A 25,373-nucleotide genomic window follows, 5' to 3' on the forward strand; every position below is an offset into this window, starting at 1 on the left:
TAACTTATCCTTTGTCGTTAACTTTATGCCAGATGATGGTCTGGTTACCGAAAATCTTAGAGAATCCTTTTACATCATCACCGGTGTAACCAGCGTTCATCTCTCCGTAAGTACCAAACTTGTTAGACATTAAATCATGATCCGACTCAATACCAACGATTACAAAACGGTATGGGTGCAATGTTACGAACACACGACCAGTAACGGTCTCTTGTGACGAACGTAAGAAAGCCTCGATATCACGCATTACAGGATCATGCATTTGTCCTTCGTGCATCCAGTTACCATAGAAAGCCGCTATTTGATCTTTCCACGACAACTGCCATTTTGTTAAAGTATGTTTTTCTAAGGTGTGGTGTGCTTTTACTAAGATTAAAGAAGCAGCAGCCTCAAAACCTACACGACCTTTAATACCAATAATAGTATCACCCACGTGAATATCACGACCAATACCGTATGGCTGAGCTATAGCCTGCAATTGCTGAATAACATGTACTGAAGACATTTTCTCTCCATTTAAAGCTACAGGCTCACCTTTTTCAAAATCAATAGTAATATTTTGCTCTTCGCTAGATGTAACTGGCGTAGGCCACGCAGATTCTGGTAAGTATTGGTTTGACGTTAATGTCTCTGCCCCACCTACTGAAGTTCCCCACAAACCTTTATTAATGGAGTATTTAGCTTTTTCAGCCGAGTACTCTACTCCATGTTTATTTAAATATTCAATCTCAGCCTCTCTAGACAATTTCAAGTCACGGATAGGCGTGATAATTTCTACCCCAGGAATTAAGGTTTGAAAAATCATATCGAAACGTACTTGATCGTTTCCAGCACCCGTAGAACCATGTGCTACACAAGCAGCACCAATTTTCTTCGCATAGTTAGCAATTGCTGTAGCTTGACATACACGCTCTGCAGATACAGAAAGTGGGTACGTAGCATTTTTCAACACGTTACCAAAGATCAAATATTTAATAGTATCGCGGTAGTAGTCTGCCGTCTCATCGATTGCGCTGTGTGATTTCACACCTAAAGCGTAAGCTCTCGCTTCGATTTCTTTTAATTCTTCTTCTGAAAAACCTCCCGTATTGACCACAACAGAATGAACTTCTAGTCCTAAATCTTTCGTTAGATAAATACAACAGAAGGATGTATCTAATCCACCGCTAAACGCTAATACTACTTTTTTCATTTTCTTTAAACTAATTTATGGTTGCTAAATGCTTAGCTTCAAATGTACAAATTATATTCCTTTAACCAGCCCCGTACCGATGGGTAATATGGTAGCTACGAACTTCTTAGAAGAACGGAAAAGCTTAGCCTCAATACGTTTTAATAAAGATTGTTTCTTCACGATACGGTCTAGACGCTCCTTAGCTTCAGCTTTACGCTGGATTTTCTCCTTCAGCTCTCGTTCTTTTTCCACAGGATCCCAAAGCATAGCTGTACACATACAGTTTTTGCGCTCTTTGCTAACCAAGATATCAAAGTTCACACAGGATTGACACCCCTTCCAGAACTCCTCATCTTGTGTTAGTTCCGAATAGGTAACAGGCTCATAGCCTAAATCTGAATTGATTTTCATAACGGCCAAACCGGTTGTCAATCCAAAAATTTTAGAATGCGGAAACTGCTCTCTTGATAATTCAAAGACACGCTTCTTGATGGCTTTCGCCAAACCTACCTTACGGAATTCAGGATTCACGATAAGGCCCGAATTGGCCACATAATCACCATGACCCCAGGTTTCAATATAACAGAAACCTGCCCAACGGCCATCCTTATGGAGGGCAATTACGGCTTTACCTTCCTCCATTTTACGCGCTACATACTCGGGTTTACGACGAGCGATACCTGTTCCACGTGCTTTCGCAGATTCAAACATTTCTTCGCAAATCTTTTCAGCATACGAGATATGAGCGGCATTAGCCGGAATAATAAAAAAATCAGAGAGTGTCATCTAAGATGTCGACCTAAAATTACATGCACGCAAGGTGCCAAAAAACAATTAACAGAATCGGTAATCATCACAAAGGACAATTACAAGGATGAGAGATTGCCTGCCTCGGGATCAAGCGCGAGGCAGAATAGGTCGTCGAAAACGTAGCACTGGACAACTCAATTTGTAAAAAGCACAGAAATCTCCCAAGACCAGCTTCTTACGAAGCTGCTGCGAAATTTGACCGAACACTTTTAAACATTTCATGGGTTGTACCTTATATATGCCTTTGACAGCGCAAAAGTAAAAAATTATTTTTTTGTTTTATGCAATAGTATGTGAGTTTTTTTAACAAAAAAATAGTTATTGTAGCTTACTGCCGTCAATATAGTTATATGACTCTATTTTCTTTGGATGGTTTAAAATTGTAAACAGCCCTACAGCAAGGTTAATTGTTATTTTTTTTTATATGCGAGTAAAGTTCGATATTTTTGCAGCACACAAAAGATAAAAAGATGGTTGGTCCGAGTATTATTTTTTACATTTTCTTTGCTATTCCCTACGTTTTCGTCATGTACTGGTTGGTTAAACAAGACAAGAAGAAATACATGTGGGGGCTGCTTGTCGTCACTATCATTGGTATTATCGCCATCGTCGTGTCGCAAAGAGCAAGCAAAATAGCGGTGGAAAACTATAAGCAGCATCAAATCGACTCGCGCGAAATTGAACACGAGCAAGATTCTATATTACACCGTAAATAAAAAAATAAAGGCTTGAAATTTCAAGCCTTTATTTTTTTACTACCCAACCTTATTTAGTAATTCCTTCCAATTTAAAAAGAAACGCGTAGTTTAAGGCTATATCTTTGAGATAATCAAAACGTCCCGAAGCACCTCCATGTCCGTAATCCATATCCGTTTTCAAGAGGATTACGTTATTTCCCTTTTTCAAGGTGCGAAGCTTAGCCACCCATTTTGCCGGCTCAAAGTATTGCACCTGGCTATCATGTAAACCTGTCGTCACCAAAATATTAGGGTATTCTTTAGCTTCAATATTTTCATAGGGTGAATACGACTTCATGTAGGCATAGGCATCTTTATAATTCGGATTCCCCCATTCGTCATACTCATTTGTTGTCAAAGGAATAGTCTCATCCAGCATCGTGTTTACCACATCTACAAAAGGAACCTGCGCGATAACGCCGTTCCATAATGTTGGGGCCATATTCACAATAGCGCCCATCAGTAAACCTCCAGCACTCCCCCCTTGCGCATACAAATGCGGAGAACTAGTATACCCTTCAGCGACCAAATATTTACCACAATCAATAAAATCGGTAAAGGTATTTACTTTCTTCATCAGCTTACCATCTTCATACCATGCTCTTCCCATCTCTTCACCACCACGGATATGTGCAATCGCATAGGCAAAGCCTCGATCTAGAAGACTTAAGCGTGCAGAATTAAAGCTTGGATCCATAGACATACCATACGAACCGTAAGCATAAAGCAACAAAGGCTGCTTGCCATCTTTCTTAAATCCTTTTTTATAGACTATCGAAATAGGAACCTTTGTACCATCGCTAGCCGTAGCCATCAGACGTTTCGTTTCGTAATCCTCCTTTTTATAACCTCCTAAAACTTCTTGTTGCTTCTTCAGTTCCTTGGTCTTCGTCTGCATGTTATAATCGTAGATAGATCCCGGAGTCACCAATGAGGTATAACCATAACGAAAGATATTAGTATTATATTCCGCATTAACGTTAGGTGAAACCGTATAAGCTTCTTCATCGAATGCTAAGTAGTGTTTATTGTTTGCGTCTTTCAAGGACTGAATAAACAACTGCGTAAGGCCATTTTTACGTTCGCCAACGACCAGAAAATCTTTAAACTCGTCCAATTGGGAAACTAGCACATCAGCACGATGTGGAATAAAAGTAGTCCAATTTTCCTTCGTAGTTTTATCCAGCGGTGCTTGCATCACCTTGAAATTGGTAGCCCCCTCATCGTTTGTTAAAATCAAAAAGCGATCTTCCAACGCAGTAACCGAATAAAGCACATCTTTCAAACGTGGTTGAAACGATTTAAAAGTCCCCTCAGGCTTATCCGCATCCAAGATTAACACCTCCGAAGAAAGCGTCGCCTGTGAAGTAATAAGAATATATTTATCATTTTTAGACTTACTAACATCGATATAATTGGTGTTATCCTTTTCATGATAAACCACAACATCTGTCTTCGCATCGGTACCTAGACGGTGGCGCTTTATTTTTTCGGTCAGTAAGGTTTGTGGATTCTTATCGGTATAAAACAACGTTTTATTGTCATTAGCCCATACAGCATCGCCTGTTGTACGTGTCACGCGGTCGGTAAGGAGCTCACCTGTTTCCAAGTTTTTCACGTGCAACGTGTATTCACGACGTGATACGGTGTCAACGCCATAAGCCAACAGTTTATTATCTGGACTCACGGAGAAACCTGCTGCCGCATAATAAGGAAAGCCTTCCGCAAGTTTATCGACGTCAAGCAATACCTCTTCTGGTGCTTCTAAATTTCCCTTCTTACGACAAAACTTATAATATTGTTTGCCTTCTTCCGTACGGCGGTAATAATAGTATCCATTGGACAAATAAGGTACAGACTCATCTTTTTCTTTCAAACGAGCCTTCATTTCGGTGAATAGCTGCGCCTGAAAAGACTCTGTATCTTTAAGCATGCTGTTTGTATAGCTATTTTCAGCCTCTAAATAACGGATGACGGCATCTGCCGCAGGTCCTTTTTTGAAATAATCATTAAGCCAGTAGTAAGGGTCCGCAACTGTATCGCCATGGATGATACGGATGTGTTCCTTGGTTTCCGCAATAGGAGCCTCAGCATTAGGCCATACTGTCGGCTTTTTATCGTCCTGTGTAGAACAAGCGCTAATAATCGTCGCCATAAAAATATAGGTTATAGAATTTTTTAAACGCATAATTATTTGTTTAAATTGGATTAACTAAGCTATAAAAATAGATAAAAAAGATGGTTTTAGCGTTTTTTAACAGCAAGTAGCGGCGACATCTTTTATATTTGTTAGTATATTAACAAGCAACTATGACGAAAACAATGAGACTGTATGCTTTGCTAGGTATTGGCATACTCCCTTTCTTGGGATTTGCCCAAGGCAAGAAAGAGAATCCAGCAAACTGGTATAACTTAGACCTTAGAGCCGACGGTATTATGGGTATAAGTACGGAAAAGGCATACGAATTACTCAAAGGACGCAAATCTACCCCTGTCATTGTAGGTGTACTCGACGGTGGTGTAGACTACTTACATGAAGACTTAAAAGACGTCATGTGGGTTAATAAAAAAGAAAAAGCAGGTAGCAAGAGCGATGCTGATGGAAATGGTTACCCGGGTGATGTGCATGGATGGAATTTCTTAGGCAATGCCAATGGTGAAAATGTACAGTTTGACAACCTAGAGGTTACACGTTTAATTCGCATCTACGAGCCCAAGTATGTTTCCATATTACCATCAACACCTTTAAGTGAAGCCGAAAGAAGAGAGTTTGTTGCTTATCAGAAAATGATAAACGACTATACCACGAAGCTTGATGAGGCAAATTATGGCACCTTAAACTACAGAAACCTTAAAAAAGAAGTAGATGCTATTGTTGCGGCCATCGGCAAAGACCCAAAGGCAATCACAAAAGCTGACTTGGATAAATTTAATGCGACCAGCGACCGTCAAAAGATGATTATCCGCATCGCGAAAAAAGAATTAGAAAAAACAAGCTTCACAAAATTCTACGAAGAACTTGATGGTAGCGCTAAATATTATGCAAACCAAGTTGAGTACCACCTGAACAAGGATTATGATTCACGTTATATTGTGGGAGACAACTACGAAGATGTGAGCGAGCACTTTTATGGTAATGCAGACATCAAGGGACCTGATGCCGAGCACGGCACACACGTAGCTGGGATCATTGGTGCTAAACGCGGTAATAAAATTGGTATCGATGGTGTAGCCAATAATGTTCAAATCATGGGGGTACGCATGGTGCCTGATGGTGATGAGCGCGATAAAGATGTCGCCAACGGAATCCGCTATGCGGTAGACAATGGTGCTCGTGTTATCAATATGAGCTTCGGCAAAGGCTATGCTTACAACAAGAAAGTAGTAGATGATGCTGTGCGCTACGCGGAAGAGAAAGATGTCTTATTGATTCATGCTGCAGGAAACGACGGTAAGGATAATGACATCAGCAAAAATTACCCTATGAAATATTATACCGACAGTTTGGATGCTGTTTTGGGAGAAGCAAGCAACTGGATTACTGTTGGAGCAACATCATCACGTGTTAACGACGAATTGCTGGCTAGCTTTTCTAACTTCGGCTATCGCTCGGTAGATGTTTTCGCACCAGGCGTAAAAATACACTCCACCATTCCGGAGTCTTTGTATAAAGACCTAGATGGTACGAGTATGGCAGCACCGGTGGTATCGGGCCTAGCAGCGGTATTACGCAGCTACTACCCTACGTTAACAGCTAAAGAAATAAAGAACATCATCCTTAAATCGGTAACGAAAATAGACCATAAAGTAAAGGTTAATGTTGACGGGGCAAGCAAGAAAGTATACCTTGATGAGATCTCCGTTTCGGGCGGTATTGTCAATCTTTACAACGCTATCTTGGAGGCTGACAAGTACATCCAAATAAAAAAGTAAAAAAATGTTAAATTTTTAATACTATAATTCACCATATTGCGTTCTATATGTACTTTCAAAAAAATAACGCTTATGGTTGAAAACTTTACACAAAAAGAAAATGATACCGAAGTAGGTGAAGGTTGTGCTACGACTATCGTTGCTAAGACGACAGACAATTTTGAAGATTGCTTAAAAACAGAGCTCAATAAATTAGTTAGAGAGCCGAATCCAAAAACAATAGCACATCTCTTAAACTTCTCAAAGAACCTACATCGGTAGATGGCAAAGTCCCACAGCAATGTGGGACTTTGTTTTTTATAGACCATACAAGAACAAGATACCTACTTGTAAGCCTAAAACATTTACTTGCCGACACTCCAGCGGTAACTATCTTGCTCAGCAAGAAGAAAAGCCGCAAAAGCCCCTACCCACACCGAATAGTCCAACGGAGCTTTGACACCGAGTGCAATACTCATCGTGAGCGCAAACACCAACAGGAGAGCGCTCGTACCATAAGCTACCCACTTTATTTTATAGCCCACGAGCAGACATACCGAGAATAGTATTTCAAAAAATGTAGCTATATAGGCGGAAGTATGGCTCAATACCGTTGGCAAGAAAAAGGTGAGCTCCTGCGTATAGTGATCGAAGTTTTCCCAATTTCCCCAAGCCGCATATTTCCCCCACAATCCAAAACGGTCGGCTACCGCCGAAAGCATGGTTAACGATAAGCCTATGCGCATAAACAATTGCGCGAAATCTAATTTTCTATTTTTCATCAGTTAGCATTTATATCAACACAAAATTAAAAACCACCTAAACCATAAATCTTAAACCAGTTTAAGAAAACACCTCCTCCCCATTATTCTGCTAGAAAAATAAACCAAGTTTACACGTCAATAACTTAGCCGTTTATCCTGTGCAACAGCTTGTAACTAGCCACACTTTCCTTATCTTTGTTTATGCTAAAAAAAGATCGGTACAAAGAATTTGTACACTATTTTTCAACAAACAACCCGAATGCAGAAACAGAACTCCACTATAATAATCCATTTGAACTATTAGTGGCTGTTATCCTGTCGGCGCAGTGTACGGATAAACGTATAAATCAAATAACGCCCGCATTGTTTGAACGCTACCCTACACCAGAGTCCTTGGCAGCAAGTTCGGTCGATGAAGTATTCACATACATCCGATCGGTGAGTTATCCAAACAATAAAGCGAAGCACTTAGTAGGTATGGCACAAAAGCTATGTGCAGAATTTCAAAGTGTAGTACCTGAAAAAATCGAAGAGCTTGTACAGCTACCGGGAGTAGGCCGTAAAACAGCGAATGTAATTTCATCTGTTGTTTACCATAATCCGGCAATGGCTGTTGATACGCATGTCTTTCGTGTTAGTAATCGTCTCGGCTTAACCAGCAGAGCAACGACACCCTTAGCGGTAGAAAAGCAGCTTATAAAGCACCTGCCTGAAGAGACTATTGCGGTAGCCCACCATTGGTTAATTCTACATGGACGCTATATTTGTTTGGCCCGAAAGCCTAAATGTGAGGTATGCCCAATTACTTACTTTTGTAAATACTTTGAGAAAACACATCAAGCAAAAGCAACAAACTAATAATATTAGTAAAATAAATTTTTAATTTCCCACTTAATTTGTACTTTTGGGAATCAAATACTAAAAATATGAGCAACGCAGATAAGTTAAAAGCTTTACAGCTTACATTAGATAAATTAGAAAAATCCTACGGTAAAGGTGCAGTAATGAAATTAGGTGATTCTGCTGTTGAACCTATCGAGGCTATCTCTACAGGCTCTTTAGGCCTTGATATTGCTTTAGGTATTGGTGGTGTTCCAAAAGGTCGTGTGATTGAGATTTATGGTCCTGAATCTTCTGGTAAAACAACATTAGCAACTCATATTATCGCAGAAGCACAAAAAAGCGGCGGTATGGCTGCCTTTATTGATGCGGAACATGCATTTGATAAATACTATGCACAAAAATTGGGTGTAGATGTAGAAAACCTTTTAATTGCACAACCTGACAACGGTGAGCAAGCATTAGAAATTGCAGACAACTTGATTCGCTCTGGCGCTATCGATGTCATCGTAATTGACTCTGTTGCGGCTTTAGTACCGAAGAGTGAGATTGAAGGCGAAATGGGTGACTCTAAAATGGGCTTACAAGCTCGTTTGATGTCACAAGCATTACGTAAATTGACCGGAACAATCGCTAAGACAAACTGTTGTTGTATCTTCATCAACCAGTTACGTGAGAAAATCGGTGTTATGTTTGGTAACCCAGAGACAACGACAGGTGGTAACGCCTTGAAGTTCTATGCTTCTGTTCGTTTAGATATCCGTCGTACTTCGCAGATCAAAGATTCTGATGAAGTATCTGGTAACCGTGTAAAAGTTAAGATTGTTAAAAATAAAGTAGCACCTCCATTCCGTATTGCTGAGTTTGATATTCTATTCGGTGAAGGTATTTCTAAAGTTGGTGAGATTATCGACTTAGGTGTTGAATATGGTATTATCAAAAAAGCAGGTTCATGGTTTAGCTACGGTGACACTAAATTAGGACAAGGTCGTGATGCTGTAAAATCGTTACTTCTAGATAACCCTGATTTAAGCGAAGAGCTTGAAGCTAAGATTCGTGTTGAAGTAAGTGGTGAAGAATTACCAATCGGTGCTGGTTTAGAAGGCTAAGTATCGCTAGATAAATATAAAAAAACGATGATGCGAAAATAAGCATCATCGTTTTTTTATGCCTATGAAGCATCAAATTAGCACACAAAAAAATAAGCGTTATGGAATCCATAACGCTTATTTTTATTTTTTTTATAATACTAATTACTTCGCTTCAGCGTAACGTTGAGCAACAGCATCCCAGTTGATTACGTTGAAGATTTCTTCTAAGTAAGCTGGGCGTTTATTTTGAAACTTTAAGTAGTAAGCATGTTCCCATACGTCGATACCTAAAATTGGTGTACCTTTTACCTCTGCAACATCCATCAATGGATTATCTTGGTTTGGTGTAGATGTTACTGCCAATGAGCCATCAGCTTTAACGATCAACCAAGCCCAACCAGAACCGAAACGTGTAGCTCCAGCTGCTTGCAATTGTGTTTTTAATTCGCCGAAAGAACCAAAAGTAGCATCAATAGCTGTCGCTAAATCACCTGTTGGAACGCCACCAGCGTTAGGGCCTAAAATTGTCCAAAACAATTTATGATTAAAGTGACCTCCACCATTGTTACGTACTGCAGCAGGGTATTTAGAAATATTTTTGTTGATCTCTTCTAATGATAAACCTTCTGCATCTGTTCCAGCGATAGCTTTGTTTAAATTATCCACGTACGCTTGGTGATGACGGTCATGGTGGATTTCCATTGTATCTTTGTCGATGTGTGGTTCCAACGCGTTATTTGCGTAAGGAAGCGCTTCTAATTCAAATGCCATAATATTAAATTTTGTTTATACTACGAATATAACAATTTACATGCAGCTACTGTTTTTTTGAGCTTACATTTTATACAATATCTTACCTTTTATTACGGAAAAATGATTTTATCAACTCCGCACATTCATCCGCTAGCACGCCCGGCACAACTTCTGTCTTGGGATGAAACAGCTGTCCATAACTGCTAGCGCCTCTTTTTTCATCCACAGCACCATAGACAACTTTAGAAATTTGTGTCCAGTAAGATGCACCAGCACACATCACACAAGGCTCTACCGTCACATAAAGGGTACAATCTTTCAGATATTTACCACCTAGAAAACTAGCAGCCGCAGTAAATGCTTGCATCTCGGCATGTGCTGTAACATCGTTAAGTCGCTCTGTCAGGTTGTAACCTTTACCGATAATCTTACCGTTACTCACTATTATCGCCCCAATAGGTACCTCATCCTCGTCGTAAGCTTTTTTGGCCAGCATTAATGCTTCGCGCATAAAAAGCTCATCGGTATTAACGACTTCATCGGTAGTACCTTCAAAATTATATACTCTCATACTTTATTTAATCCCCACAAAAAATCCATCCTTTTCCCTTGTGCTATCCGCTACATCAATCGTGCCCCGTTGGGAACCTCTTGTGTTACGGCAGTCAACACAATTGCACCATCGGCATCCGGGAAACCCGTCACTAAACATTCCGACATAAAATCAGCGATTTGCTTTTTTGGAAAGTTAACAACAGCCACAACCTGTTTGCCGACCAATTCTTCTTTAGTATAGTGTTTCGTAATCTGTGCACTAGATTTTAAGATTCCGATTTCAGCACCAAAATCAATCCACAACTTATAAGAAGGATTTCTGGCTTTCAAGAAATCGTCGACCTCAACAACAGTACCAACACGCATTTCCACTTTCTCAAAATCTCCCCAAGTAATACTTTCAGACATATGCTTTATAAACGATTAGATTCAAGATCCATTAATTCCTTACCTAGGGTAAATTCAACGTAAGGTACGTCTCTACGTAAGCGCTTGGCTAAACGACGAACTAAAGACTCTTCTTCACCTGCCACATAGTGCAAGTCTTCCGCAGTCAAGTGGTTATACTTGCGGCTTAGCTTGACGCGCAATACTTCCCAATCGGTATTTGATATTTTTAATGGATTCATATACACAATTTTAAATAATTAACGTTATCATTGTAACGTTTCTAAAATTAAAAAAATAATTTCTATGAAAAAATGTTTACTTACCATTATTTGTTTAATCGCAGCAATAAGCTACTCACAAGCACAACTTTTTCCATCGGTTAAGTTTGGTGTTAAAGGAGGATTAGGCTTCTCTAGTTTAAAGGATAATAACAAATATTTTAGTTCAGATACGAAGACTGGTTTTCAACTGGGTCTATGGGGTAGAATTGGGGTAGCAGGTTTCCACGTGCAGCCAGAGGCATACTATGCAAGTAAAAAAGTAGGTATCAATCCAACAGGAACAGATACCGATGGCCAGGCGACTTTCAAAAGTTTTGACGTTCCAGTTTTGTTGGGAACACGTATTGGCTTAGGTCCAGTAGGATTCCGTATTCAAGCAGGTCCTGTTTTCTCTTTTGCACAAGATGGGAAAATTAACTTCGACACCTCTATTGCTGACTTCAATAAATACAAAAAGAACTCAACAGGCCTAATCGGTGGCTTAGGTCTTGACATCAGTAAAGTAACTTTCGATATCCGTTATGAACATGGTTTATCCAACTTAAGCCAAAACAGTGACGTAAATTCTAAAATACGCATGTGGACGGTTGGTTTAGGATTCAACATCCTCTAGCTAAAACATCCCTCAAAATGGAGGTTATAAAAGATTAAAGGCACATCCGCAAAGGATGACCAAATAATATTTCGGACCTTCTTCAATCGAATTCAAAAAAAGCCAAATTCATATAGAATTTGGCTTTTTTTATGGCATATCTACGTCATCATTGCTTGAATTCAAAATTAAATTCGGGAAGGTCGATTGAAATATAGGGCAGAATAAGCGCTTTAATTGATTAGAATAATTCTAAATTGATTTTAATAGTAAGCGTTCTGTCAAAATTGTGTTAACAAATAGATAGATTTGCGAAATTAATATAAAAACAACAAGGATAATGAGTAATTCAAAGCCAGTTTTAAATTCTTCACTAGGAAGAAAACTAATCATGAGCTTAACGGGGATTTTTCTATGTACATTCCTAATCGTTCACTTGATTGGTAACTTGCAGTTATTTAAGGATGACGCGGGATATGCCTTCAACAACTATGCGTACTTCATGACGCATTTCACCCCTATTAAGGTCGTTTCTTACTTACTTTATGCGTCTGTTATTCTGCATGCTGTTTATGCACTAATTTTAACGCTTAAAAACAGAGCTGCACGTCCGGTTGCTTATGCAGCAACAGATGGTAAAGCAAACAGCAAGTGGAACTCTCGTAACATGGGTATCCTAGGAACGGTACTTTTAGTGTTCATTGCAACACACATGCAAAACTTCTGGTGGAAATACCACAATGACCAAACACCTTACATCGAGTACAAAAAGGATTTGGCAACAGGAGACATTACGCACACAGAGATTTCTGCTTCTGAATTCCACGACTACCAAGTTACGGTTGAGAACAACGTAGAAATTACGAAAGCGCGTGATTTATACAAGCAAGTAGATTTCGCCTTCGAAAATGTAGGTCTTGTCGCATTTTATGTTCTTGCGATGGCAGCTTTAGCATTCCACTTGATTCACGGATTCCAATCGGCATTCCAAACAATTGGTGTATCGCACAAAAAGTATGTTCCAATTATCAGAGGAGTAGGTGTGTGGTTTTTCGGCGTTATTATCCCTATTGGATTCGCTTTAATGCCGTTATATTTTTATTTCGTTAAATAATATTTAGGATAGGCTTGCCTATCTATTAAATACAAAATATCTAAATATGTTAGATTCAAAAGTACCAGCAGGCCCATTAGCCGAAAAATGGTCAAAACATAAATTTGAGATGAAGTTGGTAAACCCAGCTAACAAACGTAAATTCACTATTATCGTTGTTGGTACAGGTTTAGCAGGTGCATCGGCTGCTGCTTCATTAGCAGAGCTAGGTTACAATGTAAAAACTTTCTGCTACCAAGATTCTCCACGTCGTGCGCACTCTATCGCAGCACAAGGGGGTATCAACGCAGCAAAAAACTACCAGAATGACGGTGACTCTGTTTTCCGTTTATTCTACGATACAATCAAAGGTGGTGACTACCGTGCACGTGAAGCAAACGTTTACCGTTTAGCTGAGGTTTCGGTAAATATCATTGACCAATGTGTGGCGCAAGGTGTTCCTTTTGCTCGTGAGTACGGTGGTTTATTAGACAACCGTTCTTTCGGTGGTGCGCAAGTATCGCGTACGTTCTACGCTCGTGGTCAAACAGGACAACAATTATTATTAGGTGCTTACTCGGCTTTAAACCGTCAAATCCGTAAAGGAAAAGTTAAATCATACACGCGTCACGAGATGCTTGATTTAGTGAAAATTGATGGCGAAGCACGTGGTATTATCACCCGTGATATGGTTACAGGTAAAATCGAGTCGCATGAAGGGCATGCGGTATTGCTTTGTACAGGTGGTTACGGTAACGTATTCTTCCTTTCTACAAACGCAATGGGCTGTAACGTAACAGCAGCTTGGAGAGCTCACAAACGTGGTGCATTCTTCGCCAACCCTTGTTACACGCAGATTCACCCTACTTGTATTCCTGTAACAGGAGACCACCAATCGAAATTAACGTTAATGTCTGAGTCATTACGTAACGACGGTCGTGTATGGGTTCCTAAAACAGTTGAATTAGCACAAAAACTACAAAAAGGAGAGTTAAATCCTGCGGACATCAAAGAGGACGACAGAGATTACTTCTTAGAGCGTAAATATCCATCTTTCGGTAACTTAGTACCTCGTGACGTAGCTTCACGTAACGCTAAAGAAATGGTAGATGAAGGACGTGGTGTTGGTAAAACAGGTATCGCTGTATTCTTAGATTTCGCTGAAGCTATCGGCCGTTTAGGTGAAGATTCAGTACGTGAGAAATATGGTAACTTATTCGATATGTACTACCAAATCACAGATGAGAACCCTTACAAACAACCAATGCGTATCTACCCTGCTGTTCACTACACAATGGGTGGTGTATGGGTTGACTACAACTTGATGACTACTGTCCCTGGTCTTTACGCATTAGGAGAGTGTAACTTCTCTGACCACGGTGCTAACCGTTTAGGTGCATCAGCATTAATGCAAGGTCTTTCTGATGGTTATTTCGTTATTCCTTTCACAGTAGGTGATTACTTAGCGAAATTAGGAAACTTCAAACCAGTAGATAAAAACCACCCTGCATTTGAGGAGACACGTAAAGAGGTAGAAGGAAAAATCAATACACTACTTAGCTTAAACGGTTCTAAAACTGTTGATGATATCCACAAACAATTAGGCCACATCATGTGGGAATACTGTGGTATGGCTCGTACAGCAGAAGGATTGACAAAAGCAAAAGGATTAATCCAAGATCTTAAAAAAGAATTCTGGTCTGACGTTCGCGTATTAGGTGAGAATGAAGAATTAAATATGTCTTTGGAAAAAGCAGGACGTGTTGCTGACTTCTTAGAATTGGGTGAATTAATGGTAGATGACGCTTTAAACCGCAATGAATCTTGTGGAGGTCACTTCCGTTTAGAATCGCAAACAGAAGAAGGTGAAGCAAAACGTGATGACGAAAACTACACTTATGTATCCGCTTGGGAATTTGCGGGTGAGGATACAGCATCTGTTCTTCATAAAGAAGAGTTAGTTTTCGAAAATGTGAAGCTAACACAAAGAAGTTATAAATAGTAGTTGGGTATTAAAAATACGATCATGGCACAACATATGAATTTAACGCTGAAAGTATGGCGTCAAAAAAATGATAAAACAAAAGGTCAATTCGTAACCGTTCAAGCGAAAGATATTGCTGATGACATGTCTTTCTTAGAAATGCTTGATATCGTTAACGAAGACCTTACGCGTCTTGGTGAAGACCCAATTTACTTTGATCATGACTGTCGCGAAGGTATTTGCGGTATGTGTTCTTTAGTAATTAACGGTCGTCCACACGGACCAAAATATGGTATTACAACTTGTCAGTTGCACATGCGTTCTTTCCACGATGGTCAAACTATCGTAATTGAGCCTTGGCGTGCTGCAGCCTTCCCGGTATTGAAAGATTTAGCGGTAGATCGTACATCGTTCGACCGTATCCAACAAGCGGGTGGTTATGTAAACGTAAACACAGGCGGTGTTCCTGATGCAAACAGCATTGCTATTCCTAAGCGTATTGCTGATGAGGCTTTCGAGTCTGCAACATGTATTGGTTGTGGTGCTTGTGTGGCGGCATGTAAGAATGCTTCAGCTATGCTTTTTGTTTCGGCAAAAATCTCTCAATTTGCTTTACTTCCACAAGGACAAACAGAGCGTTACGAAAGAGCGCAAGCAATGGTTGACCAAATGGATGCTGAAGGCTTTGGTAACTGTACAAACACAGGAGCTTGTGAGGCTGAATGTCCTAAAGGCATTAAATTAACAAATATTGCACGCATGAACCGTGAGTACTTAACGGCTAAATTCTTCCGCGAAGAAGACGTTCACGTTCAATAATAAAATCTTATAGGGCATTTTTGTCCGTATCGAGAAGAGAGAGTCCTCGTAGTAACCATACTATCGAGGACTTTTTTTATATTTACCTGTACATGAACGCAAAATAGTATGCTTACAAAGATCCGCATTCTTCTGCTTATCCTTACCCTGACCTTAATTGGCACCGCTATCACGATACATTTCACCATCACCGATGAGGATATGTTGGAGCTTGATGCGAGTAAGCTAACGCGCAAAATCCATCATTTTGAGAATAAAATAGATGAGGTATGGGCCGACAGTCTAAGCATTAAGACCTTTCAGAATGTAGAAAAATACCCGCTGCAGGTGGCAGAGCTCACGAGCAAGCTAAAGAAAGAATTTGTACTCATCTATATCTATAAGCATCATGAACTTGTACATTGGTCGGACAACAACTATGTTCCAGCCACCGATTTAGGCCTTAAGCCTAAAATATCATTTATAGAGACAACCAACCGTTCTTTTCTCGTGCAGAAAAAAGAACTTAAAAACAATATTTCCGTCATTGCGCTGGTTCCCTTAAAACGAAATTTTGAGGCGAGCAACGAATATTTAAATAACGATTTTATCTCCAATATTAATGTAAAAAACATTGATGTCGCCAATTACGATGATAACACCAATATCCGTAATATCTACAGCCGTGCTAATGACTATCTATTCTCCATTAAACTAATTGATGGTAAAAAGGATAACATCTATATCAACCTACAGTTCTTCTGTTGGTTAATGGCATTGATATGTACGTTGATTTTAAGCAACAGTATCTGTATCCATATTGCGAAGCAAGGACGAGGCTGGCTCGCTGCCCTCCTATTCTTAAGTGTTATCCTTTTTGTGCGTTACATAGACCTGAAGACGAATTGGCTATCCATACACTCCAGCCTAGAGCTATTCGACCCAAAATATTACGCCTACAACGAGTTTTTGCCCAATCTATGGTCATATATTATGACCACAGCGATGATATTTTGGTACATCTGCTTCATGCGTTCTATCCAGAGCAGCCTACGGATTCCCTATATCTTCCATGATAAAATATGGTCAACGCTGATTTCTTTAATTTCGATTCTATCGATTTACTTTTCGGGCTTTGTCATGTACCATTACCTGGGAACGCTCTTGACGCATTCAAGTTTTTATGAAAATGACTTCACAAAAATTCTTAATCTAGGAGCGTACGGATGGTTAACGATTGTAATCTTATGTTTCAACATCACATCGCTTGTTTTATATGTAGATAGCACGACCCAATTAGTCAAGTTTTTCAGTAAGGAAATTACCACGCTACTGAATATCCAACTGATCTGTGTGGTGATATCGCTTATTGCTTGCGCACTGCTTGACCTCAATCTTTTATTCTGTGTGCTGTTTGGAGTACTCATCCTGCTGCGTACCTACCGCACCTACCCCTTTGCGAAGCCCTACACGCTCTCCATTTTCATTGTTAGTGTCTTTCTACTGTCAGCTATTTCCGTTGTCTCCTACGACTTCTACAACACGATTCGTAAGACAGAATCGATGAAGCTCGCCATCAATCAGCTGTTGGCGGAGGATGACACCAATGCGGTATCCTTATTCATCGACCTGGAAAAGGACCTGCGAAATGATGAGCAACTAAAAAGACTTTTAAACCATAGCGACAGCTCGAGTAGCCGTAAAGCTATAGACGAGTATATACGAACCCGTTACCTTAGTGGTTATTTATCGAAGTTCGAATTTCAGGCTTTTGCCTATAATAATGAAGGTCATCCTTTAAACAATTATGGTACTGATAAAGCAAATGAATACCGAGAAAAGGTAATTAAAAATGCCATTAAGATTCCGTACACAAATAATTTTTATAGGCTGAAGAGCGAATTGGGTAGTTTAGAATATTTCACTTCAATCACAATTCCGTATGCCAATAATCCGAATAAAGTATACCACCTATACCTAAACCTTAAGAATCTTTCTTTTGGTACGCCAATCCCTTATCCTGATATTTTATCGGACAATCGCGTTATTAACAAACAGTTTGACCAATTTCAGGAAAACTCCTATGCATTTTACCGGGATGGCGAGCTGGTTACTCAATTCGGGTCATTCAATTACCCGAGCTTAGACAATTACAAAGGCAAGAAAATACATCAGTTCACAAAAATGGATGATAAAAGCGATTTTATCCATTTGTTCTATAAGCCAGATGCCCAAACAACCGTAGTCTACAGTAAGCTGAAACCTAGCTTGTGGGATGTCCTTGCTTTAGGATCTATCGTTTTCATTTTTCTACTTTGCTTTTTTAGCATCTTCAATCTTGTTAACTATATCATCCGTACTTTTGCGAATACCCAATTCCGGTGGAAGCGTATTCGTTATCATTTCTGGCAGGTATCCAATAGCATCCTTTACAGTACACGTATTCAATCGCTCGTTATTCTTTCTGTCCTCATTGGTATTCTCCTTTCTGGGGCCATTGCTTTCATTAGTATCAATAGACAGTTGGAACGCAACCAATCGAACAATAGACAACGTGAAATTGCGGAAATAACTAGAAAAATCGAATCTAACATTGCCGCAGGAAAAGAAGTAAAAGAAATTACAATCATCAACCTTATCAAGGATCTCTCCGTATCGTCGATTAGTAATTTCAATCTTTTTGATAAACACGGTAAGCTCCTATTTTCTACACAACCTCGTATCTATGATATGAAGTTTGTGTCGGATTATATTAATCCAGATGTGCTCACCAAACTTGGTGCGCTACGCAAAACAATCGCTTATGAGAACGAGGATATCTCCGATTTCAGCTACACTTCTGCGTATACGCCGATTAAGGACCCTGAGTTTAAAACAGTCGCCTACCTTAACATTCCTTACTATGACACCGTCAAAGAAGCAGCAGAAAGTAAGAAGCTCCTTCTAAATACAATTTTGAACATTTACACAGTGGTAATTATTCTTTTCGGATTTATAGCCGTAGCCGTATCGAGTAAGATCACAGAACCGCTAAATATCGTCAGACAGAAATTGGCGGAGACGCAGTTATCCAATAAAATTAATGAACCGCTTTATTGGGAGCGTAACGATGAAATCGGAATGCTCATCAAGGAATACAACTACATGCTGATTAAGCTGGAGGAAAGCGCCAAACAGCTACGTGATGCCGAGCGAGAGAACGCATGGCGTGAAATGGCCAAGCAGGTAGCCCATGAGATTAAAAACCCGCTGACGCCGATGAAATTGGGCGTACAGCAACTTATGCGCTCCTACAATGAGGATGATCCTAAATTTGCAGAACGCTTTCAGCGGATTTCTATTTCTATCATTGAACAAATTGATAGCTTATCAACCATCGCCACGGAGTTTTCAGCTTTTGCCAAACTGCCGGAAACAAACTTGATGAAATTGGATATCATGGAGAAAATTAATAAAACGGTTATTCTCTTTGGTAACGAAACCAATGTCAGCATCACGGTGATGAATCATACGGAACAAGCACATCTCTACATCTTGGGCGATAGAGACCAATTTCTACGCTCCTTGAACAACCTCTTCAAAAACGCAATAGAAGCCAGTAGAGGGAAGAAGAAGCATAAGATTGACGTGATTATCGAACAGCAGAGTAATCGCACCATACGCCTCAGTATACAGGATAATGGCTATGGTATTGCTCCGGAAGTAATACCGAGTATATTCAAGCCTAATTTCACGACAAAAAGCTCAGGTACGGGACTTGGTCTTGCTTTTGTCAAGCAAACCATCACCGGAATTGGAGGCTCTATCAGTTTTATTACGAAATCAGGAACAGGTACAACATTTATTATTAACCTACCAGAATACCAAGCTTAGGAAATAGCCCCACAAAATCCCCCCCTCTTATTGGTTACTATGGCGAATATGCCTAGGTTTAGCCCTGCAAAGTAATGCCGTATATAATGGTCAGCATTTTGTGTGGCCTCTCTTTCGGTTGCTTTACACATGCTGTACAGATATAAATAGACAAACGCAGAGAAACTACTCGGGAGAGGGAATTTTAAGCAGCACAATCAGAAAACGGATTTTCAAAAAAATAGGCATAAAAAAAGGCATCCTTTTTCAAGGATGCCTTCGATGTGAAGAGCGGTCTGGACGGGACTCGAACCCGCGACCCCATGCGTGACAGGCATGTATTCTAACCAGCTGAACTACCAGACCAATACTTTCAATTTCATCGTAGAGAACTCGCTTCTCTAATTTTTCTTAGCGGTCTGGACGGGACTCGAACCCGCGACCCCATGCGTGACAGGCATGTATTCTAACCAGCTGAACTACCAGACCTAAGACTTTCAGTTATTCAATTTTTAGAGAACTTGCTTCTCTATTTTTTTCTTAGCGGTCTGGACGGGACTCGAACCCGCGACCCCATGCGTGACAGGCATGTATTCTAACCAGCTGAACTACCAGACCTAAGATTTTCAATTATTCAATGTTTTAGAGAACTTGCTTCTCTATTTTTTTTAGCGGTCTGGACGGGACTCGAACCCGCGACCCCATGCGTGACAGGCATGTATTCTAACCAGCTGAACTACCAGACCTAATCCCTTCTCGTTTGAAGGTGTGCAAATATAGCGTTTATTTCTAAAAAACTAAACTTTTTTAAAAAAAACCTAGTCTACGGCACCGTCTTTCATCTTTTCAGCGTTCTCTGCAAACTGTAAAGCATCGATAATTCCCTGAATATCACCATCCATAATAGCTGGTAAATTATATAAGGTCATACCAATTCTATGTTCAGTAACACGGCCTTGTGGGTAGTTATATGTACGCACTTTTGCCGAACGGTCACCTGTTGACACCATAGTTTTACGTTTCGCTGCTACATCGCCGTGTTTTTTCTGCACTTCGAGCTCGTAAAGTTTGTTACGCAACATCTCCATCGCTAGCTCACGGTTTGCCAATTGGGAACGTTCAACCTGACAAACAACGACGATACCACTAGGCTTGTGCGTAAGCTGTACCTTCGTCTCTACCTTATTTACGTTTTGACCACCGGCACCACCAGAACGTGATGTCTGCAACTCAATATCACCAGGGTTTAATTCAACGTCTACATCTTCCGCCTCTGGCAATACCGCAACAGATGCTGCTGAAGTATGTACACGTCCTTGTGTTTCTGTATCAGGTACACGTTGTACACGGTGAACACCCGATTCATATTTCAACTGACCATATACATCTTCACCAATTACTTTCAAGATCACCTCTTTGTAACCACCAGAAGTACCTTCCGTAACATCCATTACTTCTGTACGCCAGTTTTTAGTTTCAAAATAGCGTGTGTACATACGGTATAAATCGCCCGCAAACAATGCAGCCTCATCACCACCAGTACCACCACGGATCTCTATAATTGCATTTTTAGCATCTTCCGGATCTTTTGGAATTAGCATCAAACGAATCTCTTCTTCTTTTTCTTCGCGTTGTGTCCACAAGGTATCTAACTCTTCTTTGGCCATCTCACGCAACTCTTGATCTTTTTCATTTGCCAAGATATCCTTATTCGCATCGATATTGCTAACCATGTTTCTGTACAAATGGTACTGCTCAACGATTTTACCTAAGTCTTTGTATTCTTTATTCAACTTAGCAAAACGCTTCATATCATTGATGGTATCTGGATTGCTTAATTCAGCCTCCACGCCTTCCCATCTTTCCTTTATAGCTTGTAATTTATCTAACATATCTTCTATAACTTTTTCAAAGCAACATACTTGCTCTAAAATTTATAGCGACAAAAGTAAAGAATTTTTTGGTATTAATGAGAGGAAACCGCTTTCAAACCGACAATAGAAGCGATAAGGGTAAAAATAAAAAATACACGCCAAAAATCTGCAGGCTCTTTAAAAACCAAGATACCAACCAAAACAGTACCTACAGCCCCTATACCTGTCCATACGGCATAGGCTGTTCCCAATGGTAAGCTTTGTGTAGCTTTCATTAATAGGACCATACTTACGGTCAAACAAAAAGCAAAACCACCATACCAGCTATACATCTCTGTACCTGTTGTTGTTTTAGCTTTACCCAAGCATGATGTGAAACCAACCTCAAAGAGTCCAGCTATAATTAAAATTATCCAGTTCATTTTTTTATTTTTAAGGGACAAAGGTCGTATTTCAGGAAGTACCTTTTTTTAACATTTGTTAAAAAATTAAATTTTTGCACGAATGCGGCTTAAGGTAACTTGGCTAATCCCTAGGTAGGAAGCCACAAATCCTAATTTGATGTGATGAATAATTTTGGGCGCTCTTTCCATAAGCTCTTGGTAGCTTTCGGCAGCCGTTTTAAAGAGCTTTGACATCAGGCGGTACTCTATCTTCAACGTTTCCACTTCAGCGAGCCTACGGCCCCAGTTGGCTATACCTAGCGAATCTAAGAACAGTCCTTGTAAAGCATGGCTACTTACGCGATACAGCTTACATTCTTCCATCGTTTGAATATATTCATAACCAGGCTTGCCATGCACATAACTATTTAACGAGATTAAGGCATCGCCCGCAAAAGAAAAATCAAGGATAACTTCTTTTTCTTCTTTATAATAAAAGATGCGGCAAGAGCCTTCTTTGATAAAATATAGGTACTTCGAAGAATATTCGGCAGCAATAATATTCGTGTTTTTAGGCACTTCAATAGGCTCAAAAAGAGAGGCAAGGCGCGATAAATCGGGTTCCTTTAACGGATATAGCCCTTGGATGATTGCTACAGCTTCCATTCTTCGAGTGTTAACTGTTCCCCATCCCAAACGGCATAGGTATAAAAATGCATCCATTCGCCGAGATTAACAATACGGCTATCAGGATCTAACGGTAAATCATAAGGCAGGTGGCGATGACCGAAGATAAAAAAGTCGTAATGTGCTTTCTGCAAAACTTCTTTAGCGTAACAAACCAACCATTCTCTATCTTCTCCTAAAAATAGTTCTTCATGATCATTCGCTCCACGGCTATGACGCGACCATCGTTGCGCAATACCAATACCGAGATTGGGGTGTAAACGAGCAAACAACCATTGACAGGCTTTACTTCTGAAAAAATTCTTTAGAAATTTATATTTAGCGTCGCCTGGCCCTAACCCATCGCCATGGTGGATGAAAAAACGCTTACCATCCAGCTCTAGAATGAGCTCATTATCAATAATAGTGGCACCAAGCTCTTCTTTCAAGTATCCGAACATCCACATATCATGGTTACCCTTAAAAAGGGTAATCTGCACGCCTAAATCGGCAAGTTCCGCGAGTTTCCCTAAAAAACGAACAAACCCACGTGGCACGACAGTGCTATATTCAAACCAGAAATCGAAAATATCACCGACAAGGTATAAAGCCTTAGCATCTTGCTTAATATGATCTAGCCAAGCCACAATGCGAGCTTCACGCTCCCGTGAAGTAGCTTTTGGTAAAACACCTAAGTGAAAATCAGACGCAAAATAAACCTTATTTCTCATTCGCTTACTACATTCAAAATTAGCTCCTAAAAAGGATGCACAAGAATACAAAAAAAACAGGGGATAATCCGCATATTCCCCTCAGAAGCCTTCCTACAGGCTTGTTAATTGCCTTACATAAAACGCTAAACAAAAAATGCGCTTGAGAAAGCGCATTTTACGGTCCTACTTCAAGTAAGCTTCAATATATTTTTTTAAAGCGTCTCTTTTTTCGCCTTGTTCCAACAGTTCATAAAGCGGAACTTGCCTTTCTAAATTACCGAAGCCTACAAATTGTGAATTTTCTCTTCTATAGTTTTTCCCATACCCCCCAAAGTTTATCACATCATTTGTTGTCGTTATGGAAGAAATATCCGAACCCGCCGCAAAAATTAGGTTTTGTCTGTTTCGCGTGATTGCATCATCGGAGTACGTTTCATTATCCATAAAACTTATTCCGACATAAAAAAAACCTTGATAAAAATCTGAAATAATATGCGTCCCAAATTGTTTAACAAGCTCTTCAGGACTTAGTTTTACAACTGCATTTTTAAAATCTTCATTATAGTTTTTGGATGTAAGTTTTAAATCTCTATACAAACGAAAGTTTCTATCCACAACAATTTCATTTACAAAAGTAATATTGCTATCAGGTAACATTTTTTTAAAATCATAACCTTGATAGGACGGATTGGTAGACTCCGTACTTGTTAGTTTAAGCAAGGACAGTACTTCTTTTTTAGTTAAATTATTACTATGAAAACCTTCACCACTACTACTTGTTACAACACCATATTCACGATCAGAAAGTGTTTCCATGTTAATAACTATATTACGCAACCCATTGATAACATAAATAGTCTTCTCTTTAGCATCGAAACCATATCCCAATAAAGAGTGCTTTTCCTGTTGAAGAGTACTATTTTTCAAACCTACATCGGCCATTAAAATAGTTCTGGTATTAACAATTGGTCTCTGCTCTCCCTCTGTATCAAGGTCTACTACATTATCTTTTTTGCAGCTGGCTATAAATAATACTAAGGCGATTAAAGAATACTTTATCTTCATAAAAACTGGTTAAATCAAATAAGCTTTAAAGTATAATTTATATTGTAATAAAACAAATTATACTTTACACAATATATTTATACATAACGTATCGAGTTATAAAACTATGTAAACACAAAAAAGGCGCTTTCTCAAGCGCCTTTGTCTAAAAAATAAATATCTAAACGGATTCTGTCTCCGCATCCGCTGTCGCGAACTCGTCAAAAAGATCAGCAAATCCTTCGTAGTCATCATCACCTTTCGGGATAAACGTACGGATACCTTTCTCATCGATGTAGGATTTCAATTCCGGGTGAATATCTTCATCACCATAAACCACCACATCAGTAAAAGATAAAGCACCTTTGTACATGTCTACATAAGAACCATCACCGTAATTAGCTGCTTCTGCAACATCCATATCTTCCTGTCCTGCCATTTCAGCATACTTAGGGGATAGGGAACCAAACTCTTCATTTGCATATAAAGAGTACATTACTTTGGCATCTTTAAAAGCAGGATCGTCTTTGTAAGCTGTTTTCAAATACGCTGGAATCATAGCGGTAAACCAACCATGGCAATGTACCACGTCTGGCGACCAGCCCAATTTTTTCACAGTCTCTAATGCTCCTTTACAGAAAAACAAAGATCGTTCGTTATTATCTGCGAAAAACTCACCTTTCTCATCTCGAAAAATCTTTTTCCGCTGAAAATACTCCTCATTATCTAAAAAGTAAACCTGCATGCGTGCAGCAGGTAATGAGGCTACTTTAATAATTAGCGGATTGTCATTGTTATCCACCACGATGTTCATTCCCGACAACCTTATCACTTCGTGAAGACGATTTCTGCGCTCATTAATATTACCAAAACGCGGCATAAGAATACGAATCTCGAATCCTTTTTCTTGCATCGCTTGCGGTAACTGGCGTGTTATTTCAGAAATTTTAATTATTTCAAGGAAAGGCGACATCTCATGGGTTACAAACAATATTTTCGTTTTTGCCATCTCCAGTTGTTTTTTTTATTATATCGAATAGTAAAATCGGTATACAAAGGTACGTAAT

At 39.6% G+C, this 25,373-nt stretch carries 24 protein-coding genes and 4 tRNA genes; 10 read left to right on the forward strand and 18 right to left on the reverse strand.

Translation table 11 applies throughout. The features are described 5' to 3' along the window. Window positions 1-4 precede the first annotated feature (4 nt). Both argG and WH223_RS02425 read right to left on the reverse strand, forming a co-directional pair. On the reverse strand, window positions 5-1,192 hold the full coding sequence (gene argG, locus WH223_RS02420) for an argininosuccinate synthase (protein WP_340045933.1): 1,188 nt from the start codon (window positions 1,190-1,192) through the stop codon (window positions 5-7). A 51-nt stretch (window positions 1,193-1,243) separates the two neighbouring features. Further along, on the reverse strand, window positions 1,244-1,960 hold the full coding sequence (locus WH223_RS02425; protein ID WP_340045934.1) for a GNAT family N-acetyltransferase: 717 nt from the start codon (window positions 1,958-1,960) through the stop codon (window positions 1,244-1,246). A 470-nt stretch (window positions 1,961-2,430) separates the two neighbouring features. Between WH223_RS02425 and WH223_RS02430 the strand changes: the two genes are divergently transcribed. Beyond that, entirely contained in the window at window positions 2,431-2,700 is a 270-nt protein-coding gene (locus WH223_RS02430) for a hypothetical protein (protein ID WP_340045935.1), read from the forward strand. 49 nt (window positions 2,701-2,749) lie between these two features. On the opposite strand, the gene WH223_RS02435 is transcribed toward WH223_RS02430, so the two are convergent. Next, on the reverse strand, window positions 2,750-4,909 hold the full coding sequence (locus tag WH223_RS02435; RefSeq protein ID WP_340045936.1) for a S9 family peptidase: 2,160 nt from the start codon (window positions 4,907-4,909) through the stop codon (window positions 2,750-2,752). A gap of 122 nt (window positions 4,910-5,031) precedes the next feature. On the opposite strand from WH223_RS02435, the gene WH223_RS02440 reads away from it, so the two are divergent. Further along, the gene (locus WH223_RS02440; RefSeq protein ID WP_340045937.1) at window positions 5,032-6,654 is read left to right on the forward strand and encodes a S8 family serine peptidase; all 1,623 of its coding nucleotides are present in this window, start codon (window positions 5,032-5,034) and stop codon (window positions 6,652-6,654) included. 72 nt (window positions 6,655-6,726) lie between these two features. Then, window positions 6,727-6,915, forward strand: coding sequence for a hypothetical protein (locus WH223_RS02445; RefSeq protein WP_340045938.1), 189 nt, complete (start codon window positions 6,727-6,729; stop codon window positions 6,913-6,915). Between the two features lie 83 nt (window positions 6,916-6,998). On the opposite strand, the gene WH223_RS02450 is transcribed toward WH223_RS02445, so the two are convergent. Continuing rightward, complete coding sequence (locus WH223_RS02450) at window positions 6,999-7,415, reverse strand: MauE/DoxX family redox-associated membrane protein (RefSeq protein WP_340045939.1); 417 nt, start codon at window positions 7,413-7,415, stop codon at window positions 6,999-7,001. A gap of 183 nt (window positions 7,416-7,598) precedes the next feature. Between WH223_RS02450 and nth the strand changes: the two genes are divergently transcribed. Both nth and recA read left to right on the forward strand, forming a co-directional pair. After that, window positions 7,599-8,255 carry an endonuclease III gene (nth, locus tag WH223_RS02455; RefSeq protein WP_340045940.1) on the forward strand — a complete coding sequence of 219 codons (657 nt, stop codon included), beginning with the start codon at window positions 7,599-7,601 and terminating at the stop codon, window positions 8,253-8,255. Between the two features lie 68 nt (window positions 8,256-8,323). Beyond that, complete coding sequence (gene recA, locus WH223_RS02460; RefSeq protein ID WP_340045941.1) at window positions 8,324-9,346, forward strand: recombinase RecA; 1,023 nt, start codon at window positions 8,324-8,326, stop codon at window positions 9,344-9,346. Window positions 9,347-9,490: 144 nt separating this feature from the next. Here recA and WH223_RS02465 read toward each other — a convergent pair whose 3' ends face one another. The 4 genes from WH223_RS02465 to WH223_RS02480 all read right to left on the reverse strand — a co-directional run bounded on the left by WH223_RS02465 (window position 9,491) and on the right by WH223_RS02480 (window position 11,265). Next, window positions 9,491-10,099, reverse strand: coding sequence for a superoxide dismutase (locus tag WH223_RS02465; RefSeq protein WP_340045942.1), 609 nt, complete (start codon window positions 10,097-10,099; stop codon window positions 9,491-9,493). 82 nt (window positions 10,100-10,181) lie between these two features. Beyond that, window positions 10,182-10,652, reverse strand: coding sequence for a nucleoside deaminase (locus WH223_RS02470; protein WP_340045943.1), 471 nt, complete (start codon window positions 10,650-10,652; stop codon window positions 10,182-10,184). Window positions 10,653-10,702: 50 nt separating this feature from the next. Continuing rightward, window positions 10,703-11,044 (reverse strand): tRNA-binding protein, encoded by a 342-nt coding sequence (locus WH223_RS02475; RefSeq protein ID WP_340045944.1) that lies wholly within the window; start codon window positions 11,042-11,044, stop codon window positions 10,703-10,705. A gap of 5 nt (window positions 11,045-11,049) precedes the next feature. Next, complete coding sequence (locus WH223_RS02480; protein WP_340045945.1) at window positions 11,050-11,265, reverse strand: hypothetical protein; 216 nt, start codon at window positions 11,263-11,265, stop codon at window positions 11,050-11,052. Between the two features lie 64 nt (window positions 11,266-11,329). Here WH223_RS02480 and WH223_RS02485 point away from each other — a divergent pair, with 64 nt between their 5' ends. From WH223_RS02485 to WH223_RS02505, 5 genes are all read left to right on the forward strand, one after another. After that, the gene (locus tag WH223_RS02485; protein WP_340045946.1) at window positions 11,330-11,920 is read left to right on the forward strand and encodes a porin family protein; all 591 of its coding nucleotides are present in this window, start codon (window positions 11,330-11,332) and stop codon (window positions 11,918-11,920) included. Window positions 11,921-12,239: 319 nt separating this feature from the next. After that, window positions 12,240-13,013 (forward strand): succinate dehydrogenase cytochrome b subunit, encoded by a 774-nt coding sequence (locus tag WH223_RS02490; protein ID WP_340045947.1) that lies wholly within the window; start codon window positions 12,240-12,242, stop codon window positions 13,011-13,013. Between the two features lie 46 nt (window positions 13,014-13,059). Continuing rightward, complete coding sequence (locus tag WH223_RS02495) at window positions 13,060-14,994, forward strand: fumarate reductase/succinate dehydrogenase flavoprotein subunit (RefSeq protein ID WP_340045948.1); 1,935 nt, start codon at window positions 13,060-13,062, stop codon at window positions 14,992-14,994. 24 nt (window positions 14,995-15,018) lie between these two features. Continuing rightward, window positions 15,019-15,795 carry a succinate dehydrogenase/fumarate reductase iron-sulfur subunit gene (locus WH223_RS02500; protein ID WP_340045949.1) on the forward strand — a complete coding sequence of 259 codons (777 nt, stop codon included), beginning with the start codon at window positions 15,019-15,021 and terminating at the stop codon, window positions 15,793-15,795. A gap of 108 nt (window positions 15,796-15,903) precedes the next feature. Further along, complete coding sequence (locus WH223_RS02505) at window positions 15,904-19,647, forward strand: ATP-binding protein (RefSeq protein ID WP_340045950.1); 3,744 nt, start codon at window positions 15,904-15,906, stop codon at window positions 19,645-19,647. A 271-nt stretch (window positions 19,648-19,918) separates the two neighbouring features. Here the strand turns inward: WH223_RS02505 and WH223_RS02510 are convergent. The 10 genes from WH223_RS02510 to WH223_RS02555 form a co-directional block, all read right to left on the reverse strand. Further along, window positions 19,919-19,992: transfer RNA gene (locus WH223_RS02510), tRNA-Asp, on the reverse strand. 49 nt (window positions 19,993-20,041) lie between these two features. Then, window positions 20,042-20,115 (reverse strand) — tRNA-Asp (locus WH223_RS02515). A gap of 55 nt (window positions 20,116-20,170) precedes the next feature. Then, window positions 20,171-20,244: transfer RNA gene (locus WH223_RS02520), tRNA-Asp, on the reverse strand. 54 nt (window positions 20,245-20,298) lie between these two features. After that, window positions 20,299-20,372, reverse strand: a tRNA-Asp gene (locus WH223_RS02525). Between the two features lie 72 nt (window positions 20,373-20,444). Next, window positions 20,445-21,518: a peptide chain release factor 1 gene (prfA, locus tag WH223_RS02530; protein ID WP_340045951.1), complete on the reverse strand. Its 1,074-nt coding sequence runs from the start codon at window positions 21,516-21,518 to the stop codon at window positions 20,445-20,447. 74 nt (window positions 21,519-21,592) lie between these two features. After that, the gene (locus WH223_RS02535; RefSeq protein WP_340045952.1) at window positions 21,593-21,922 is read right to left on the reverse strand and encodes a DMT family transporter; all 330 of its coding nucleotides are present in this window, start codon (window positions 21,920-21,922) and stop codon (window positions 21,593-21,595) included. A 66-nt stretch (window positions 21,923-21,988) separates the two neighbouring features. Continuing rightward, the gene (locus WH223_RS02540) at window positions 21,989-22,549 is read right to left on the reverse strand and encodes a Crp/Fnr family transcriptional regulator (RefSeq protein ID WP_340045953.1); all 561 of its coding nucleotides are present in this window, start codon (window positions 22,547-22,549) and stop codon (window positions 21,989-21,991) included. Then, window positions 22,537-23,280 (reverse strand): UDP-2,3-diacylglucosamine diphosphatase, encoded by a 744-nt coding sequence (locus WH223_RS02545; protein WP_340045954.1) that lies wholly within the window; start codon window positions 23,278-23,280, stop codon window positions 22,537-22,539. Before WH223_RS02545 ends, WH223_RS02540 begins: the two co-directional genes overlap by 13 nt. Before the next feature lie 165 nt (window positions 23,281-23,445). Beyond that, window positions 23,446-24,327, reverse strand: coding sequence for a hypothetical protein (locus WH223_RS02550; protein ID WP_340045955.1), 882 nt, complete (start codon window positions 24,325-24,327; stop codon window positions 23,446-23,448). 160 nt (window positions 24,328-24,487) lie between these two features. After that, window positions 24,488-25,315: a glycogen/starch synthase gene (locus WH223_RS02555; protein WP_340045956.1), complete on the reverse strand. Its 828-nt coding sequence runs from the start codon at window positions 25,313-25,315 to the stop codon at window positions 24,488-24,490. Window positions 25,316-25,373: the final 58 nt, after the last annotated feature.

Origin of the sequence: Sphingobacterium sp. MYb382 (genome assembly GCF_037572665.1) — a bacterium.
In the GTDB taxonomy this organism is placed as follows: Bacteria; Bacteroidota; Bacteroidia; order Sphingobacteriales; family Sphingobacteriaceae; genus Sphingobacterium.

What these genes read in the sequence shown, in the direction of transcription:
- argG (WP_340045933.1), bottom strand. Translation starts at nt 1,192, where the DNA reads ATGAAAAAAGTAGTATTAGCGTTTAGCGGTGGATTAGATACATCCTTC.
- WH223_RS02425 (WP_340045934.1), bottom strand. Translation starts at nt 1,960, where the DNA reads ATGACACTCTCTGATTTTTTTATTATTCCGGCTAATGCCGCTCATATC.
- WH223_RS02435 (WP_340045936.1), bottom strand. Translation starts at nt 4,909, where the DNA reads ATGCGTTTAAAAAATTCTATAACCTATATTTTTATGGCGACGATTATT.
- WH223_RS02440 (WP_340045937.1), top strand. Translation starts at nt 5,032, where the DNA reads ATGACGAAAACAATGAGACTGTATGCTTTGCTAGGTATTGGCATACTC.
- WH223_RS02445 (WP_340045938.1), top strand. Translation starts at nt 6,727, where the DNA reads ATGGTTGAAAACTTTACACAAAAAGAAAATGATACCGAAGTAGGTGAA.
- WH223_RS02450 (WP_340045939.1), bottom strand. Translation starts at nt 7,415, where the DNA reads ATGAAAAATAGAAAATTAGATTTCGCGCAATTGTTTATGCGCATAGGC.
- nth (WP_340045940.1), top strand. Translation starts at nt 7,599, where the DNA reads ATGCTAAAAAAAGATCGGTACAAAGAATTTGTACACTATTTTTCAACA.
- recA (WP_340045941.1), top strand. Translation starts at nt 8,324, where the DNA reads ATGAGCAACGCAGATAAGTTAAAAGCTTTACAGCTTACATTAGATAAA.
- WH223_RS02465 (WP_340045942.1), bottom strand. Translation starts at nt 10,099, where the DNA reads ATGGCATTTGAATTAGAAGCGCTTCCTTACGCAAATAACGCGTTGGAA.
- WH223_RS02470 (WP_340045943.1), bottom strand. Translation starts at nt 10,652, where the DNA reads ATGAGAGTATATAATTTTGAAGGTACTACCGATGAAGTCGTTAATACC.
- WH223_RS02475 (WP_340045944.1), bottom strand. Translation starts at nt 11,044, where the DNA reads ATGTCTGAAAGTATTACTTGGGGAGATTTTGAGAAAGTGGAAATGCGT.
- WH223_RS02480 (WP_340045945.1), bottom strand. Translation starts at nt 11,265, where the DNA reads ATGAATCCATTAAAAATATCAAATACCGATTGGGAAGTATTGCGCGTC.
- WH223_RS02485 (WP_340045946.1), top strand. Translation starts at nt 11,330, where the DNA reads ATGAAAAAATGTTTACTTACCATTATTTGTTTAATCGCAGCAATAAGC.
- WH223_RS02490 (WP_340045947.1), top strand. Translation starts at nt 12,240, where the DNA reads ATGAGTAATTCAAAGCCAGTTTTAAATTCTTCACTAGGAAGAAAACTA.
- WH223_RS02495 (WP_340045948.1), top strand. Translation starts at nt 13,060, where the DNA reads ATGTTAGATTCAAAAGTACCAGCAGGCCCATTAGCCGAAAAATGGTCA.
- WH223_RS02500 (WP_340045949.1), top strand. Translation starts at nt 15,019, where the DNA reads ATGGCACAACATATGAATTTAACGCTGAAAGTATGGCGTCAAAAAAAT.
- WH223_RS02505 (WP_340045950.1), top strand. Translation starts at nt 15,904, where the DNA reads ATGCTTACAAAGATCCGCATTCTTCTGCTTATCCTTACCCTGACCTTA.
- prfA (WP_340045951.1), bottom strand. Translation starts at nt 21,518, where the DNA reads ATGTTAGATAAATTACAAGCTATAAAGGAAAGATGGGAAGGCGTGGAG.
- WH223_RS02535 (WP_340045952.1), bottom strand. Translation starts at nt 21,922, where the DNA reads ATGAACTGGATAATTTTAATTATAGCTGGACTCTTTGAGGTTGGTTTC.
- WH223_RS02540 (WP_340045953.1), bottom strand. Translation starts at nt 22,549, where the DNA reads ATGGAAGCTGTAGCAATCATCCAAGGGCTATATCCGTTAAAGGAACCC.
- WH223_RS02545 (WP_340045954.1), bottom strand. Translation starts at nt 23,280, where the DNA reads ATGAGAAATAAGGTTTATTTTGCGTCTGATTTTCACTTAGGTGTTTTA.
- WH223_RS02550 (WP_340045955.1), bottom strand. Translation starts at nt 24,327, where the DNA reads ATGAAGATAAAGTATTCTTTAATCGCCTTAGTATTATTTATAGCCAGC.
- WH223_RS02555 (WP_340045956.1), bottom strand. Translation starts at nt 25,315, where the DNA reads ATGGCAAAAACGAAAATATTGTTTGTAACCCATGAGATGTCGCCTTTC.